Origin of the sequence: Georgenia thermotolerans (genome assembly GCF_009193185.1) — a bacterium.
Taxonomy (GTDB): Bacteria; Actinomycetota; Actinomycetes; order Actinomycetales; family Actinomycetaceae; genus Georgenia; species Georgenia thermotolerans.
The window spans coordinates 44,424-60,080 of the sequence record NZ_VUKF01000028.1 but is presented as its reverse complement, the minus strand read 5'-3'; the positions used below and the strand labels follow the sequence as shown (position 1 = coordinate 60,080).

Annotated in this window: 15 protein-coding genes; 5 read left to right on the top strand and 10 right to left on the bottom strand. The window is 75.6% G+C overall.

Annotated features, from left to right (window positions below; all coding sequences use genetic code 11):
- Positions 1–258 precede the first annotated feature (258 nt).
- The 3 genes from GD970_RS13785 to GD970_RS13775 form a co-directional block, all read right to left on the bottom strand.
- Positions 259–1,467: an aminotransferase class I/II-fold pyridoxal phosphate-dependent enzyme gene (locus tag GD970_RS13785; RefSeq protein ID WP_193314941.1), complete on the bottom strand. Its 1,209-nt coding sequence runs from the start codon at positions 1,465–1,467 to the stop codon at positions 259–261.
- Between the two features lie 158 nt (positions 1,468–1,625).
- Complete coding sequence (locus GD970_RS13780; protein ID WP_152203483.1) at positions 1,626–3,158, bottom strand: aspartate-alanine antiporter-like transporter; 1,533 nt, start codon at positions 3,156–3,158, stop codon at positions 1,626–1,628.
- Positions 3,159–3,262: 104 nt separating this feature from the next.
- Positions 3,263–4,423, bottom strand: coding sequence for an NAD(P)-binding domain-containing protein (locus tag GD970_RS13775; RefSeq protein ID WP_152203474.1), 1,161 nt, complete (start codon positions 4,421–4,423; stop codon positions 3,263–3,265).
- Positions 4,424–4,628: 205 nt separating this feature from the next.
- Between GD970_RS13775 and GD970_RS13770 the strand changes: the two genes are divergently transcribed.
- The 3 genes from GD970_RS13770 to GD970_RS13760 all read left to right on the top strand — a co-directional run bounded on the left by GD970_RS13770 (position 4,629) and on the right by GD970_RS13760 (position 8,349).
- Positions 4,629–5,561 (top strand): SprT-like domain-containing protein, encoded by a 933-nt coding sequence (locus GD970_RS13770; RefSeq protein ID WP_170297232.1) that lies wholly within the window; start codon positions 4,629–4,631, stop codon positions 5,559–5,561.
- A 204-nt stretch (positions 5,562–5,765) separates the two neighbouring features.
- Positions 5,766–7,085: an extracellular solute-binding protein gene (locus tag GD970_RS13765; RefSeq protein WP_170297231.1), complete on the top strand. Its 1,320-nt coding sequence runs from the start codon at positions 5,766–5,768 to the stop codon at positions 7,083–7,085.
- A 103-nt stretch (positions 7,086–7,188) separates the two neighbouring features.
- Positions 7,189–8,349 carry a ScyD/ScyE family protein gene (locus tag GD970_RS13760; RefSeq protein ID WP_152203471.1) on the top strand — a complete coding sequence of 387 codons (1,161 nt, stop codon included), beginning with the start codon at positions 7,189–7,191 and terminating at the stop codon, positions 8,347–8,349.
- A 105-nt stretch (positions 8,350–8,454) separates the two neighbouring features.
- On the opposite strand, the gene GD970_RS13755 is transcribed toward GD970_RS13760, so the two are convergent.
- The 4 genes from GD970_RS13755 to GD970_RS13740 form a co-directional block, all read right to left on the bottom strand.
- Entirely contained in the window at positions 8,455–9,846 is a 1,392-nt protein-coding gene (locus tag GD970_RS13755; RefSeq protein ID WP_152203470.1) for an NAD(P)(+) transhydrogenase (Re/Si-specific) subunit beta, read from the bottom strand.
- Positions 9,843–10,160: an NAD(P) transhydrogenase subunit alpha gene (locus GD970_RS13750; RefSeq protein WP_152203469.1), complete on the bottom strand. Its 318-nt coding sequence runs from the start codon at positions 10,158–10,160 to the stop codon at positions 9,843–9,845. The genes GD970_RS13755 and GD970_RS13750 overlap by 4 nt, the downstream gene beginning before the upstream one ends.
- Positions 10,157–11,389, bottom strand: coding sequence for an NAD(P) transhydrogenase subunit alpha (locus tag GD970_RS13745; RefSeq protein WP_152203468.1), 1,233 nt, complete (start codon positions 11,387–11,389; stop codon positions 10,157–10,159). Before GD970_RS13745 ends, GD970_RS13750 begins: the two co-directional genes overlap by 4 nt.
- A gap of 92 nt (positions 11,390–11,481) precedes the next feature.
- A complete protein-coding gene (locus GD970_RS13740; protein ID WP_152203467.1) occupies positions 11,482–12,126 on the bottom strand; it encodes a nucleoside/nucleotide kinase family protein in 645 nt (214 codons plus the stop codon).
- Positions 12,127–12,284: 158 nt separating this feature from the next.
- Here GD970_RS13740 and GD970_RS13735 point away from each other — a divergent pair, with 158 nt between their 5' ends.
- Positions 12,285–12,860 carry a phosphoribosyltransferase gene (locus tag GD970_RS13735; protein ID WP_152203466.1) on the top strand — a complete coding sequence of 192 codons (576 nt, stop codon included), beginning with the start codon at positions 12,285–12,287 and terminating at the stop codon, positions 12,858–12,860.
- Between the two features lie 13 nt (positions 12,861–12,873).
- Here the strand turns inward: GD970_RS13735 and GD970_RS13730 are convergent, their stop codons facing one another.
- Entirely contained in the window at positions 12,874–13,356 is a 483-nt protein-coding gene (locus GD970_RS13730; RefSeq protein ID WP_226925347.1) for a low molecular weight protein-tyrosine-phosphatase, read from the bottom strand.
- Positions 13,357–13,806: 450 nt separating this feature from the next.
- Positions 13,807–14,880, bottom strand: a complete 1,074-nt coding sequence (locus GD970_RS13725; protein ID WP_152203465.1) for a winged helix DNA-binding domain-containing protein — start codon at positions 14,878–14,880, stop codon at positions 13,807–13,809.
- Positions 14,881–14,996: 116 nt separating this feature from the next.
- Between GD970_RS13725 and GD970_RS13720 the strand changes: the two genes are divergently transcribed.
- Positions 14,997–15,272, top strand: a complete 276-nt coding sequence (locus GD970_RS13720; RefSeq protein WP_152203464.1) for a glutaredoxin — start codon at positions 14,997–14,999, stop codon at positions 15,270–15,272.
- 59 nt (positions 15,273–15,331) lie between these two features.
- On the opposite strand, the gene GD970_RS13715 is transcribed toward GD970_RS13720, so the two are convergent.
- Complete coding sequence (locus GD970_RS13715; RefSeq protein WP_226925346.1) at positions 15,332–15,547, bottom strand: AsnC family protein; 216 nt, start codon at positions 15,545–15,547, stop codon at positions 15,332–15,334.
- Between the last annotated feature and the right edge of the window lie 110 nt (positions 15,548–15,657).

Below are 15,657 nucleotides of genomic sequence, written 5' to 3'. Positions count from 1 at the left end.
ACCCACGACCTGCGGTCCTGCGTACGCTTCCATCAGGGGCCTCCTCGTTCGAGTGACAGCACCCTCAGGATCAGCCTGGGGACCGAGAAGCGGGAGGCCCCCACCGCCCGCTCCTTCATGCCATCAACTCGGTCGCGAGAGGTCAACTTGGTCACGAGAGGTCAACTTGGTCACGAGGCGTCAACGTCGTCGCGAGGGATCAGCTCCGGCACGCGGCGCCCTCGGCCCGGAGTCTCGGGCCGGGACGTGGGCCGCGGTTCAGCCGTGCGCGTCGACGTCCGGCGCCGCCGCCCCCGCGGCGACCTCCTCGAACGCCGGCAGCGCCCGCTCGAGCATCTCCATCGTGGCGGTCAGGCAGATGCGGAAGTGCCCAGGCCAGCCGAAGAGCGTCCCGGGCATGACCTGCACGCCGCGGGCCGCGAGCGCCGCCGCGAAGCCGAGCGCGTCCCCGCCGGGCGCGGCGCCCCACAGGTAGAACGTCCCCTCAGGCCGGGTCAGGCGGTACCCCCACGCCCCCAGCGCCGCCACCATGCGGTCGCGCCGGCGGGCGAGCGCGGCCAGGTCGATGGAGACGTCCTCGAGGTCGGGCACCGCGTACTGCATGAGCGCGTCGGGGAAGCCCCAGCCGATGGCCATCTGGGTGGGGAAGAACGCCGCGCGCAGGGCCTCCCGCTGCGCGTCGGGCAGCAGCGGCGAGAGGGCGAGGTAGCCCAGGCGCTGCCCCGGCGCCAGCAGCACCTTGCCGTAGCTGTAGTCGATCAGCGTCCACGGGTAGCAGGCCGCCGGGCTGACGAAGGCGACGCCGTCGAAGCGGATGCGCCGGTAGGGCTCGTCGGACAGGATCCAGATCCGCCGGCCGAGGCGCCGCGAGGCGTCCTCGAGTAGCTCGGCCAGCGCCTCGAGCTGACGGCGCGGGTAGACCCGTCCGGTCGGGTTGGCCGGGGAGTTGACGACGACGACGCGGGTGCGCGGGGTGAGGGCCCGCTCGATCGCCACGAGGTCGAGGTCGAACGTCTCGGCCTCCAGCGCCGCCGACACCGGCACCAGGTCGGCCACGCGGATCATCGGCGCGTAGAACCAGCCCGGCGCCGGGATCACCACCTCCTCCCCCGCGTCGGCCACCAGCCGCAGCGCGAGGGCGATGGCGCCGAAGGCGCCCTGGGTCATCGCCACGTCCGCGGGCTCGAACGCCAGGCCCAGCTCCTCGCGCAGCGCCGCGGCCACCACGGCGCGGGCCGGTTCCTCGCTTGCCTTGTAGGCGAACCAGTCGACGCTGCGCGGGCGCAGGTGCGCCTCGAGCGCCGCGACCAGCCCCGGCAGGGGCAGCTCGTGCGGGTCGCCGAAGGTGAGGTCGACGCCGTCGTCGGCCTGGCCCGTCCGGACCTGGTCCGCCCGGGCGGTGAAGAACGCGGTCAGGGCGCTCATCTCCGCCGCGGCCAGCCGGGCACGCCTCGACAAGGTGTTCATGGCGACCGCCCTCCGTCGCGTGGTCGGCCCGGACCGCGCCGGCGGCGGCCACGCCTCATGATCGCCGCGCCGCCCGCCCGGCACAACCGATCCGGGCGCCACTGCCCGCCCGGCACAACCGGTTCGGGCGCCAGTGCCCGCCGAAGCCCGGCGCCGGGTCAGCCGCTGCCGATCACCTGCACCAGCAGGATCTTGGCGATGATGCCCAGCGCGAACAGGGCGGCATACCCCGCCTCGATCCGCTCGTCCACGGCGCGGCCGTTGGCGTAGGCCAGGATCGCCGGCTGCCCGACGAAGCCGGCCAGCCCGCCGGCCGCGCGGGGCGCGCTGGTCCCCACCGCCCGGGCCAGCGCGACGAACAGCACCGCGCCCACCAGCGCGAGGACGACGGCGAGGAGCACCACCCGCAGCCCCAGGCCGGTGAACGCCTGGGCGGCGAACGCCTGCCCGGACGCCAGCCCCGTGGCGCCGAGGAAGAGCAGCAGGCCGAGCTGGCGCAGGGTGAGGTTGGCGGCGTTGGGCAGGCCCCACACGATGGGGCCGGTGCGCTCCAGCCGGCCCAGCACCATGCCGACGACGAGCGGGCCGGCCGCCGAGCCGAGCGCGAAGGTCAGCCCGCCGGGCAGCGGGACGCTGACGAGCCCGACGAGCAGGCCGAGTGCCAGGCCCACGCCGAGGGAGAGGGCGTCGACCTCGCTGACCTTGCGCTCGGAGTCCCCGAGCAGCGCGGAGATGCCGGGCAGCTGGCCACGCGGGGCGACCACCCGCACCCGGTCGCCGAGCTCGAGGACGAGGCCGTCGTGGGCGAGGAGGTCGAGGTCGCCGCGGCGCACCCGGGTGACGACGCCCTGGAAGCGGCCGGGCACGTCGAGGTCGCCGACGGTGCGGCCGGCCACCCGCGGGTCGGAGACGAGGAAGCGGCGGAACCGCACGGTGCGCTGGTCGTCGGCGAGGTGCTCGGTGACCTGGCGGCCCAGGCGGTCCCGGACCTCGGCCACCGCCGCGGCCGGGCCGACGACGACCACCCGGTCCCCCGGCAGCAGCACCTCGTCCGGGGAGACGACACGGGTGCGGCCCCCGCGCGCCAGGTAGGACAGGCGCACCCGCTGGTCGGCGACCCCGGGGATGTCACCCAGCCGCCCGCCGCGGTCCACCTCGACGCTGATGTCCACCAGCCCGACCCCGGCGACGGGGTCGGGGTCCCGGCGGGCGCGCCACGGGCGCGCCAGCACCGCGGCGACGACGAGGATCGTCACGGTCACGCCGACCGGGTAGGCGAGCGAGTAGCCCACCGCCGGCTCGTCGGTGCCGGCCAGGCTCGTGGCGGCGGCGAGGGCAGGCGTCGACGTCATGGCCCCGGCGAACGCCCCGGACCGCAGCGGCGGCGCGAGCCCGAGCAGCGCGCCGCCGGCCATCGCCGCGCCCGCCACGACGGCGAGCACCACGACCGACCCGCCCATGAGCGGCAGCTGCCGGCGCACGTCGCGGAAGAACCCAGACCCGGCGGCCAGGCCGACGGTGTAGACGAACAGCGCGAGGCCGAGGGTCTGCACGAGGCCCAGCCCCTCGCCCAGGCGCGGGTCCAGGGCTCCGATCGCCAGCCCGACGAACAGGGCGCCGGCCGGGCCGAACCGGACCGGGCCGAACGGCACGGCGCCGAGCAGCGTGCCGAGGGCGACGACGATCGCCATCGTCAGCAGCGGGGTGGACGCGAGCACGTCGAGCACCCGTTCAGCGTCTCACCGGCCCGCTCGTGCCAACGCCCCGGGCGCGGGTGGGATCGGCCACGACCCGGTCAGCCCAGATGCGCGACGAGAGCGTTGACGGCGTCGCGCCCGGCCCGGTTGGCCCCGACCGTCGACGACGACGGCCCGTACCCGACGAGGTGCACGCGCGGCTCCCCGGCCACCTGGGTGCCGTCCATGGTGATGCCGCCGCCGCGGCCGCGCAGGCGCAGCGGGGCGAGGTGGTCGAGGGCGGCGCGGAAGCCGGTCGCCCACAGGATCGCGTCGGCACGCTGGAGGCTCCCGTCGGCCATGCGCACGCCGTCGGGCTCGATGCGGATGAACATCGGGTGCCGCTCGAGCACCCCGCGGGCGGCGGCGGCGCGCAGCTCCGGCCGCCAGATCAGCCCGGTCACCGAGACCACGCTGAGCGGCGCGAGGCCTTGACGCACCCGCTCCTCCACCATGGCCACCGCCCGGTGGCCGGCCTCGGCGTCGAAGTCCTCGTCGCGCCAGACCGGCTCGCGCCGGGTCACCCAGGTGGTGGTGGCCACGTGCGAGATCTCCTCGAGGAGCTGGACGGCGGAGATGCCTCCGCCGACCACCACCACGTGCTGGCCGGCGAACTCCTCCGCCGCGACGTACTGGGCCACGTGGAGCTGGCGGCCGCGGAAGGTCTCCTGGCCCGGGTAGCGCGGCCAGAACGGCTTGGTCCAGGTGCCGGTGGCGTTGATGATCGCGCGGGCGGCGAAGAGGCCGGCGTCGGAGGCGACGAGCAGCCGGCCAGCGGGATCGTCGTCGGCGCGGCGGACGGAGCCGACCCGCACCGGGCGCAGCACGGGCAGGTCGAGGTGGTCCTCGTAGGCGGCGAAGTAGCCGGGCAGCACCTCCGCCGAGGGCGCGCACGGGTCGACCTGCGGCTGCACCATGCCGGGCAGGTCGTAGATGTTGTTGACCGTGGCCATGCGCAGCGAGCGCCAGCGGTGCCGCCACGCCCCGCCCGGCCCGGTCTCGGCGTCTAGCACGAGGTAGGTGCCGCGGGCGTCGGCCGCGGGCTCCGCCAGCGCGCCGTCGACGACGCGCCCGGCGGGGACGAACCCGCGGCGCCGCAGGTGGTAGGCGGCCGAGAGCCCGGCCTGGCCGGCTCCGATGACGACGACGTCGGCCGCCCGCACGCCGCCCTCGACCGCGCCGGCCGGGGCCGGGAGGAGGGTGGTCGCGGTGGTGCTCATGCCGGGGCAACGCCGAACCGGCGCCCGGGCTTCCCCGCCGGACTCGTCCGGTTGGTCACAACCCACAAGAGCATCCCGCGGCGGGCAGCCGCAGTGCCCGGCCTTCGTCCACCGTCACACCGACCCGCGCCCCGCGATGTCGGTGGCGCGTCGTAGCCTCTCTGCCACGGGCCTGGTCCGGCCCGTCCGTGCGGGGAGGTGGGGCATGGACCTGAGCGAGGTCCGCCGGCTGGGCGTCGCCCTGCTGGCCGAGCACGGGCTGACGTCGTGGCAGTTCGCCTTCGACAACGCCAAGCGCCGCGCCGGGGCCTGCAAGTTCGAGGCCCGGACCATCTCCGTCTCCCGCCACCTCATGGCCCTGTACGACGCCGAGCAGGTGCGCGACACCGTCCTCCACGAGATCGCCCACGCGCTCGTCGGCCCCAAGCACGGGCATGACGAGGTCTGGCGGGCCCGGGCGCTGGCGATCGGCTGCTCGGGCACCCGGCTCGTCGCGGCGGACGCCCCGCGCGCGCCCGCGCCGTGGCGCGGCACCTGCCCGCGGGGGCACTCCTACGACCGCCATCGCCGTCCCGCCCGCCCGGCGAGCTGCGCCCGCTGCGACCCCGCGTTCAACCCGAACTTCCTCCTCACCTGGACCCACGAGGGTCGGCAGGTGCCGATGGGCGCGCGCTACGAGCGCGAGCTGCGGGCGCTGGTGGCCGGCCGCGAGCGCCGCCGCGCCGCCGAGATCTACGCCGGCCAGCGCGAGCTCGGCCTCGCCGGGCTCCTGGACGACGAGCCGGCACCCGACGAGCCCGCCCCGTGGTGGCAGCACGACGTCGCGCCCCGCCCCACCCAGGTGGCCGCCGAGGACGACGACTCGTGGGTCACCGACGAGCAGGGCCGCCGCTGGCGGGTGGAGGACCCGCCCGTGGAGATCGCCGACCCGCCGCTCACCCCGCGCATGCGGCTCGAGCTCGCCGCCGCCCGCGGGCAGCTCACGCCGGGCTGGCGGGTGCGCATCACCGCCCCGGGCAAGTACCTCGGCGTGGAGGGCAAGGTCGTCAAGAGCGCACGGACCCGCTACCACGTCAGGGCCGGCCACGACGTGCTCACGGTGCCGTTCGAGCTGGTCGAGCCGGTCCGCCCGGCGTAGCAGCCGCGACCCCGCCGCTGTCGGGCCTCGGCTCCGGCACCTCAGGCCGTCGCCCGCACGCCGCCCGCCGGTTCGGCCGCCCACCCTCCGCCGGGTGCCGCTCACCACGTTCTTGGTCAAAACATGACGAAACCCCGACGCGGAGATAACGTGGAGGGGCCCACGCCGCTCGTCCGGCGGACCGATCTGCCCGAGGAGGGCCCCATGCGCACCCCGTCACCGCGGCGTCGCGCGGCGGCGGGGCTCACGGCGGCGGCGCTGCTGCTGGCGGCGTGCTCGGCGCGCACCACCGACCCCGACTCGTCCACCGCCGACGTCTCCACGGCGACCACGGTGACGATGCGGGTGTGGGACCAGTCCGCCGCGACGGCATACGCGGAGTCCTTCGACGCGCTCACCGCCAGCCACCCGGACGTGCGGGTGAAGGTCGAGGTCGTCCCGCGCGGCGACTACGACGCCCGGGCCGCCGAGGACCTGGCGGCGGGCACCATGAGCGACGTGTTCTGGGCGGACCCGGCCCTGACCGCCGAGGACGAGGCCGCCGACCGCCTCGTCGACGTCGGGAAGCTGCTCGGTGACGAGGAGGACGGGTGGGAACCGGCCGTGACGGGCCTGTTCGCCACCGACGGCACCGTCTGGGGCGTGCCGCAGCAGTGGCAGGCGCCGGCCCTGTACTACGACGCCGCGCTGACCGGCCCGGCGGGGGTGGACCCCGCCCGCCTGACCTGGGCGCCCGGCGGCGGGGAGGGCGACGCCCTCGCCGACGCGGCCCGCGCGCTCACGTCCGACGGCGCCGGACGCCATCCCGGGGACCCCGGGTTCGACGCGGGCGCCGCGGCGACCTTCGGCATCAACGCCGGCCCGCACCTCCTCGACGTCGTCGCCCCCTTCCTCGCCGCGAACGGCGCCCGCCTCCTCGCCGACGGCCGGTTCGCCTTCGCCACCCCCGAGGGCGCGGAGGCCGTGCAGTACCTCGTCGACCTGGTCCGCACCGGGGCGGCGCCACCCGTGGGCGGGGCGCCGGCGCTGGACCTGTTTCGCCAGGGCCGCCTGGCGCTGCTGCAGGCCAGCTCGGCGGACCTGCCCGCGCTGACCGAGCGGGCCGCGGACCTGCGCGTCGCGCCGATGATCGCCGGCCCCCAGGGCCGGGCCGGCGTCCTGGACGCCGTGGCCGCGGTGGGCAACGCGGACAGCAAGCACCCGGGCGCCGTCGAGACGGTCCTGGAGTGGCTGGGCACCGCCGAGGGCCAGGCCGCCCTGGCGAGCCGGGGGCTGGGCGTGCCGGCCGCGGTGGCCGCGCAGGACGCCTACGTGAAGCGGTGGGAACGGCGCGGGGTGGACGTCCGGCCCGTGCTGACCGCCGCCCGCGAGCCCGTCCTGGCGCTGCCGGCCGGCCCGCACGCCGGCGCCGCCACCGCCGCGGTCGAGCAGGCCCTGGCCCGGGTGTTCCGCGGCGAACTGCCGGTGGCCGAGGGCCTGCGTGAGGCCCAGGACGCCGGCAATACCGCCCTCGACGGTAAATAACGCCCCAGTAACGCCGGAGTAACGGGATATCCCGCACGCTATGCCCGCTTGAGCCGTCCCGCGCACCGTCGCACGGGGCGGCTTTCCCGACCTAGGAGCTTCGATGCCCTCTTCCAGATTGGTCTGCGCCGCCCTCGCCGGCGGCCTCCTCCTCGCCGGGCTGGCCACCCCCGCCGCCGCTCACTCCGGCAAGCCCTCCCCCAAGCCCAGCAAGCCGCCGGCCAGCGAGAAGCTCACCGACGGCATGTCCCAGCCGCTCTCGGTGGCCATCGACCACGACGGCACCGCCTACATCACCCAGGGCATGTTCGACGAGTCGGGCATGACCGGCATGCTCACCCAGCTCAAGAAGGGCAAGCGCACCGACGTGGTGACCGTGCCCGGCGCGGAGATCGCCGCGGCCTCCGTGCGCAACGGGGTGGTGACCTACGCCGAGAGCCGCACCCCCAGCCCGGAGCCGGGCAGCGAGCCCGACCCGAACGCCCCGCCGCCCAGCGCGCTGATCAAGCAGATCGACCGCAAGGGCAAGACCCGCACCCTGGTGGATCTGTGGGCGTTCGAGGAGAAGCACAACCCCGACGCCGGCGTCACCTACGGGTTCCAGGGCATCTCCGACGCCTGCGCCGCCGAGCTGCCCCCGGAGGTGGGCCCGGCCACCCACCCCGGCATCGTCGAGTCCCACCCCTATGCCAGCACGACGCTGCCCAGCGGCGACGTGCTCGTCGCCGACGCGGCGGCGAACGCCGTCCTGAAGGTCAGCCCCAAGGGCCGGACGAGCGTCGTCGCCGTCCTGCCGCCCGCCGCCGTCACGGTCACGGCCGACATGGCCGGCCAGTTCGGCCTCCCCGACTGCGCGGTGGGGCTCACCTACCTCGCCGAGCCGGTGCCCACGGACGTCGAGATGGGCATGGACGGCATGCTCTACGTCACGAGCCTGCCCGGCGCGCCGGGCGAGATGGGCCCGAACGGCTCGGTCTTCCGCGTCAACCCGTGGAACGGGTCGGTCAAGCGGGTGGCCACCGGCTTCGTGGGCGCCACCGACCTGGCCGTGACGCCGTGGGGCGACATCTACGTCACCGAGCTCTTCGGCGGTCAGGTCTCCGTGCTGCCGCGCGGCTCCTCCCAGGCCCGCACGTTCTTCCAGGCGGACCTGCCCTCCGCCGTCGAGTGGCAGGCCGGCACGCTCTACGTCACCACCGGCGGCCTCATGGGCCCGGACGGCGCGCTGCTGCGCTTCAAGGCGGCGACGCCGGCCCACCGGTAGGCCCGTGCGGGGCCCGGGCCGCCGGTAGCGGTGGCCCGGGCACCAGCACGCGCGGCCCGGGTCCGCCCACACGGGGCGGGTCCGCCCGCACGGGCGGCCCGGGACTCACACCGTCTTGAGGGCGGCGACGACGGCGCTGAGGGAGTCCTTGGCGTCCCCGAAGAGCACCTGGGTCTTCTCGGCGAAGAGCAGCTCGTTCTCGATGCCGGCGAAGCCCGGACGCATGGACCGCTTGAGGAAGATCGTCTGGCGGGCCTGATCGGCGTTGATGATCGGCATGCCGTAGATCGGCGCCGTCCGGTCGGTGCGGGCCGCGGGGTTGACGACGTCGTTGGCGCCGACGACCACCACCACGTCCGTCGACGGCATCGCCGCGTTGACGTCGTCGGCCTCGACGAGCAGCTCGTAGGGCACGTCGGCCTCGGCGAGCAGGACGTTCATGTGCCCGGGCATGCGCCCGGCGACCGGGTGGATGCCGTAGACGGCGTCCACGCCGCGCGCGCGCAGCGCGGTGACCAGCTCGGCGAGGACGTGCTGGGCCTGGGCGACCGCCAGGCCGTAGCCGGGCACCACCACGACCCGGTTGGCGTAGGCGAGGGTGATGGCCACGTCCGCGGCCTGGGCGCGGCGCACCGGCCGGTGCGAGACCTGGGTGGAGCCCGCCGTCGACCCGCCGCGCAGCGCCCCGAAGAGGATGCCGGTGACCGAGCGGCCCATCGCCGTCGCCATGGCCAGGGTGAGGATGGTTCCCGACGCCCCCACCAGGGTGCCCGCGACGAGCAGCAGCGTGTTGGACATCGCCCAGCCGGACGCCGCCACCGTCAGGCCGGTGAAGGCGTTGAGCAGGGAGATGACGATCGGCACGTCGGCGCCGCCCACGGGCAGCACGAGCAGGGCGCCCAGGCCCAGGCCGAGGACGAGCAGGACGACGCCGAGCCACACGTTGCCGGTCACGGCCACGGCCACCCCCACCCCCACGCCCGCCACCAGCGCGAGCACCATGAGTGGCCCGGCCGCCGGGACCACCACCGGCCGGGAGGTCATGGTGCCCTGCAGCTTGAGGAAGGTGAGCAGGGAGCCGAGCAGCGAGGTGGCTCCGACGAGGATGGCGAACGCCGTCGCCGAGGTGGCCGTCGCCGTGGGCGCCGCCCCCGACCACTCCGCCAGCTCGATGATCCCGACCACGGCCGCCGCGCCGCCGCCCACGCCGTTGAAGATGGCCACGAGCTGCGGCATGTCGGTCATCTTCACCCGCCGGGCGGCGGGCACCGCCACCGCGGACCCCACGCCGACGGCGCCGAGGACCACCGCGAGGTTCGCCCCGGCGAAGTCGGTGGAGAGCAGCACGGTGACGACGGCGACGGCGGCGCCCAGGGCGCCGACGAGGTTGCCCCGGCGGGCGCTGCGCGGGGAGGACAGGCCCTTGAGGGCGAGGATGAAGCAGACGGCGGCCGCGAGGTAGAGGACGTCGGCGACGCCGGCGGGCAGCACGTTCATCGGGCGTCGCTCCCCACCGGCTCCTCGGCCGGACGCCGCCGCCCGCCGGAGAACATCTCCAGCATCCGGTCGGTGACCACGAAGCCGCCCACGAGGTTGACCGTGGCGAGCAGCGTGGCCAGCCCGCCGAGGGCGATGAGCACCGGCGAGGTGGCGTGCGCGGTGACCAGGATGGCGCCGACGAGGATGATGCCGTGGATGGCGTTCGCCCCGGACATCAGCGGGGTGTGCAGGGTCGAGGAGACCTTGGAGACCACCTCGACGCCCACGAACGCCGCGAGCACGAACAGGGTCAGGATGGTCAGGCCGCTCATCGGTGCTCCTCCGCGTAGTGGCCGGCGCCGACGCCGCCCTCGGGTCCGGGCCCGCCGGGCTCCGGCGGGTCCTGGGGAACGGCCGGCGCGGCCGGGGCCGGCGCCGCGCCCGCCGCCCGGGTCTCGCCGTCGTGCGTGAGCGCCATGCCGGCGACGATGTCGTCGTCCAGCGGCACCGTCAGCGCGCCGTCCTTGACCAGCAGGCCCAGCACGTTGACGACGTTGGTGGCGTACAGCCGGGAGGCGTCCGTGGGCAGGTCCGACGGCGCCGAGGCGAGCCCGACCACCGTGACGGCGCCGTCGCCGCGGCCGCTCGGCACGCGCACGTCCTCCCCGGGCCGCGAGCCCTCGACGTTGCCGCCGGTCGCGGCGGCGAGGTCGACGACGACCGAGCCCGGGCGCATGGCGGCCACCATCTCGGTGGTGACCAGGCGGGGCGCGGGCCGGCCCGGCACGGCGGCGGTGGTGATGAGCACGTCGGCGTCGGCGATGTGCGGGGCGAGGGCGGCGCGCTGGCGCTCGGCGGCGGAGGTGCCCAGGGCGCGCGCGTAGCCGCCGGCCCCGGTGCCCTCGGCGGCGTCGAGCCCGGTGTCGAGGAAGGTGGCGCCGACCGAGCGGGCCTCCTCGGCGGAGTCCGGGCGGATGTCGTTGGCGGCCACCTTCGCGCCGAGGCGCCTGGCGGTGGCGATCGCCTGCAGCCCGGCGACGCCGATGCCGAGGACGACGACCTTGGCCGGCGGCACCGTGCCCGCGGCGGTCATCGCCAGCGGGAAGAACCGCGGCAGGCGGACCGCGGCCTCGAGCACGCACCGGTAGCCGGCCGCGAGCGCCTGGGAGGACAGCGCGTCCATCGCCTGGGCGCGGGACGTGCGCGGCAGGCGCTCGAAGGCGAGCATCGTCACCCCCCGCGCGTTCGCGGCGGCGAGGCGGTCGGCATCGTCGAGCGGGGACTGCAGGCCGATGGTCACCGCGCCGGGGCGCAGCGCCCCGAGGACGCGCGCGGGCAGCGGCGTGACGTGGGCGAGGACGTCGACCGCGGCAAGGTCGACGCCGCCGACGACCTTGGCCCCGGCGGCGGCGTACTCGGCGTCGGGGTAGCGGGCCCGGGCGCCGGCCCCTCGCTCGACCAGCACCCGGTGGCCGGCCCGGGTCAGGGCGCGCACCGACTCCGGCACGAGGGCGACGCGCGTCTCCGGCGACGGCTCGCACGGCACGGCGATAGTGATCACGGTCACGAGCCTAGGTGCGCCGTACCCCCGGAACTGGGACTTTCTTCCCCAACCGCGACGGCCGTGTCACCCGCCGGTCCCGCCCGGTCAGGTCAGAAGTCGCCCCACCGCAGGACGAGCGGCGCCTCGAAGTCGTGCATCTCGATGACCACGTCCGCCCGGCCGCGCGGCTGGACCATGTCGGCATAGAGCCGGAAGGCGGGCACGTACCGCTCCCGGTAGCGCTCCTCGAGCCCCTCGAGCTCCTCCTGCTCGTTCGTGGAGTCGATGAAGGTGGCGTAGCGGGCGCGGGCCCGCTCGATCGCCAGCGCGGCCGGCACCGTGATGTAGACGGTGACGTCCCACAGGTCGGCGAGCTCGGGGCGCTGCAGCGTCATGCCCTCGATGAGCACCACGGTCCCGGGTGGGGACTGCGCGGGCTCGCCGCGGGCGATCTCCCGGATGCGGGCGACGTCGAGGAAGTTCTCGTACAGCCAGCGCGGGTCCGCCGCCGCGTCCGAGCGCCGCACCTGCATGGGGATCATGTGATCGTCGCCGGAGAAGCGGCGCACCTCGGCGTGGTCGATGAGCATCGGGTGGAGGACGTCGCCGAGCTGGCGGGTGAAGGTCGTCTTGCCGCTGCCGTCGGGGCCGTCGATCGCCACCCTGAGGATCCGTCCGCCGCTCGCCCGTTGCGCCAGCCCGCGGGCCAGCCGGTCGAGGACGACGGACCGTTTCGTACCCCCCTGCGTCTCCATGCCGCGATGCTAGGGGCGCGACGTGACCTGAGCGACACATGTGGCCCTGCTTTCTCCTCATCCGGACGTTTCGCTCCGCTGCTTTCCGCGTGCTGGAACGGCCGGGCGGGATCCCGGCCCCCGGACGCGGGGCGTCGGGTGCGGCTTAGGCTGGCCCGATGAGCGAGACGAGCCGCAGCTCCGAGACCACCTCCACGACCGTCACCTCCGAGGCGGCGCCGGCCACCACCGCCCGCGAGGTGCTCGGCTGGGAGCAGTTCGGCGAGGCCGCCCGCGAGCTGGCCCGCGCGGTGGTGCGCTCGGGCTGGATGCCCGACGTCGTCGTGGCCGTCGCCCGCGGCGGGCTGGTGCCCGCGGGGGCGGTGGCCTACGCCCTGGACGTCAAGGCGATGGGCACCTTGAACGTAGAGTTCTACACCGGCGTGGCCGAGACGCTGCCCGAGCCGGTGGTCCTCCCGCCGCTCATGGACACCTCCGACCTGCCGGGTCGCCGGGTCCTCGTCGTCGACGACGTCGCCGACTCCGGCCGCACCCTGGCCCTCGTGATGGACATGATCCGCGCGCACGGGCTGCCCGCGGACGCCGACGGCGAGGCGCGGCCGGTGGAGGCCCGCTCGGCGGTCATCTACGCCAAGCCACGCTCGGTGATCGAGCCCGACTACGTGTGGCGCCACACCGACCGCTGGATCAACTTCCCGTGGTCCGCGCAGCCGCCGGTCACCACCGAGGTGTGAAACGGCGCGGCGCTCAGACCCGGGCCAGGGCCTCGCGCAGGTAGGTCACGACGCCGTCGGCGCCGGACTCGACCACGGCGAGGGTGTCGTGGAAGTCCTCGATGCCGCCCCACCACGGGTCCGGGACGTCCAGGTCGGTCGCGTCGGCGGCGGTGGGGTCGAACTCGCGCCACAGCCGGATCTCGGCGCTGCTCGCCGAGCCGTCGAGCTCGGCGCGACGACGCAGCGCGCGGGCGTGCTGCTCGGTCATCGCCAGGGCGAGGTCGTAGCGGGCCAGCTCACCGGGCGCCACCTGGTGCGCGCGGTGCGGGGGCACCGGGTAGCCGTTCTCGGCGAGCACGGCCCGGGCCCGCCGGTCGATGGGGTTGCCCTCCTCCTCGTTGCTGGTCCCGGCGGAGGCCACCTCCACCCGCTCCGCCAGGCCGGACTCGCCCAGGCGCTCGCGCAGGACCACCTCGGCCATCGGCGACCGGCAGATGTTGCCGGTGCAGACCACGAGGATGCGGTACGGCCTCTCGGACGGGGAGTCGGGGGTCGGCGTCGTGGGCCCATCATGCCCTTCGCCCGGCACGTCCCCCCACCGCCCCTACCTGCCCGCCGGCAGGACCCCCGGCCGCCCGGACCGCAGGCCCTGGTCCACCCCGAAAGAAATGTGGTGACAGGGACCGGGTGCGGTGCCTACCGTGGGGGTACACGAGAAGGGAGGTGGTCCTGAAGTGATTTCTTATAGGACGCGTGAGGTGGCCACCCGCTAGCCGTCAGTGGACGGACCCCAGGTCCTCCCGCCGGACGGCGGCGAGAACCAGGTGGTCACCGGAGCCCGCGGGGCCGTGATCTCGTCCTTCACGGCACCCGGCCGCACGGCCGGGAACCCGCGGGCTCTTCCATGCCCCGGCGCGCGGACGACGTCGACCCGCCCGCCCGGCGCCGCGCGCATCCGAGGGCGCTAGGACGCCGGCGTCCGGGGCGCCGGGTAGGCGGCGGCCAGCCTCGGAAGGGCGCCGGCCACCCGCGGCGAGAACTCGGTGAACGGCTCCGCGGCGAGCGTCCGGCGGTTCCCCCGCCCGGCCCACCGCCACGTGCCCACGACGTGGCCGCCGGCCACCACCATGGGGCGGAACATCCCGTTGCCCCCGGGCACCACCCGGTCGGCGAACTGCGGAGGCAGGCTCGCCCGGCGGTCCTGGTAGCCCAGCAGCAGCTCGTCGAAGCCGGGCAGCAGGTGCACGGCTCGCGCCGCACGCCGCGCCGCGGCCAGCCGCTCCGGCGTGGCGGGGTCCATGAGGTGCTCGACGCCGTCGACCTCCACGCTCGTCAGGGAGGCGCGGGCGAGGGCCACGCCCGCGGCCGTCTCCTTGGCGGTGAGCTTGGTCCACCACTGGAAGTCCTTGGCGGTGGCCGGGCCGTGGCCGCGGAAGTAGCGCAGCGCCCACTCGCCCAGCGCCTCCTCCCTCTCGAGCCGCCGCGGGCGCCGCACCCACTCGGCGAGCAGCACGACCCGCTGCTGGCCGCCGCCGGTGGGCCCGAGGACCGTGAGCCCCTGCTGGGAGAGCGTCCAGAGCAGGTGGTAGCCGCGCTGGGCGACGCCGAGCAGCCCGGCGCGCCGCCACACGGCCATGAGCTCCTCCCGGCTCAGCGACCGGCCGGTCAGCGCCTCGTGCGCCAGCTCCCCAGCCCGGGCGATCATCGCGTCGTCGATGCCGAGCTGGGCGCGGCGCCGGGCCGCGCCGGCGAGCAGACGGTCCGTGGTCAGGGCGAGCATCCAGCCCAGGTCCTCGGCCCGGACGAGGTGCAGGGTGCCGCGCATCGGCCAGGAGCGCACCACCTCGCCGGCGTCCAGCGCGGCCTCGATGCCGTCGCCGCCGTCGGCGCGCAGGCTGACGGCGGCCAGCGCCCCGGCGTAGTCCTGCGCCTGGACGGCGGTGAGCCAGCGCACCGCCTCACCCGCGCCGGCGACCCCCGGCCCGGCCACGCGCTGGGCGACGAGGCGGAGCAGGGCGACGTCCGTCATGGTCGTCATGACCAGGAGCGTAGGTCCCCCGGCCCACACGGCGGCGCGACCCGGGACCGACGTCCCAGGTCGGGCCGGTGCGGCGGGGCGAGAGTCGGGAGCAGATCAACGACGAGGGAGGACCGATGACGACCCGCATCACCATCGTGACGACGCCGGTGTGCCACTTCCAGGAGGAGGTGCGCCAGACGCTGGAGGCCCTCGCCCGCGACTACCCCCTCGAGGTGCGTGAGGTGCCGGTCGACTCCCCCGAGGGCCACGCCCTGGTCAACGCCCACCGCCCCGCGATGATGCCGCTGGTCCTGGCCGACGACGTCTACCTCAGCGAGGGCCCGCTCGCCCGGCAGTCGCTCGAGGGCCTGCTCCTCGCCCGCCACGAAACGGTGCCGGCGGGCAGGTAGCCGCCGGGCGCTCGGTCCCGGGCGGACTGCCGGTCAGTCGCAGGAGACCCGCCAGACGCTCAGTCCCGGGAGAACCGGCTGCCGCCGTACTTCTTGTGCACCGCCTGGCGGCTGACGCCGAGCATGGCCGCGATCGCCTTCCACGACGACCCGGCCACCCGGGCCCGGCGCACGAGCACCGCCTCGAGTTGGTCGGTCTCGTGGCGCATCTGGCGGACGGCGGCGAGACCGGAGAGCGGATCCTCCCCCTCGGCCTGCCCGAGCAGCGTCCTCATCTCCGGCACCCCCATCGCGGTTCCCTTCCCTCCTGACGTCAACGTACGTTGACACCGCGGGTGTGTCAACCGAAATTGACACGGGCCGGTGTCGTGCTGGCGGGGCCGGT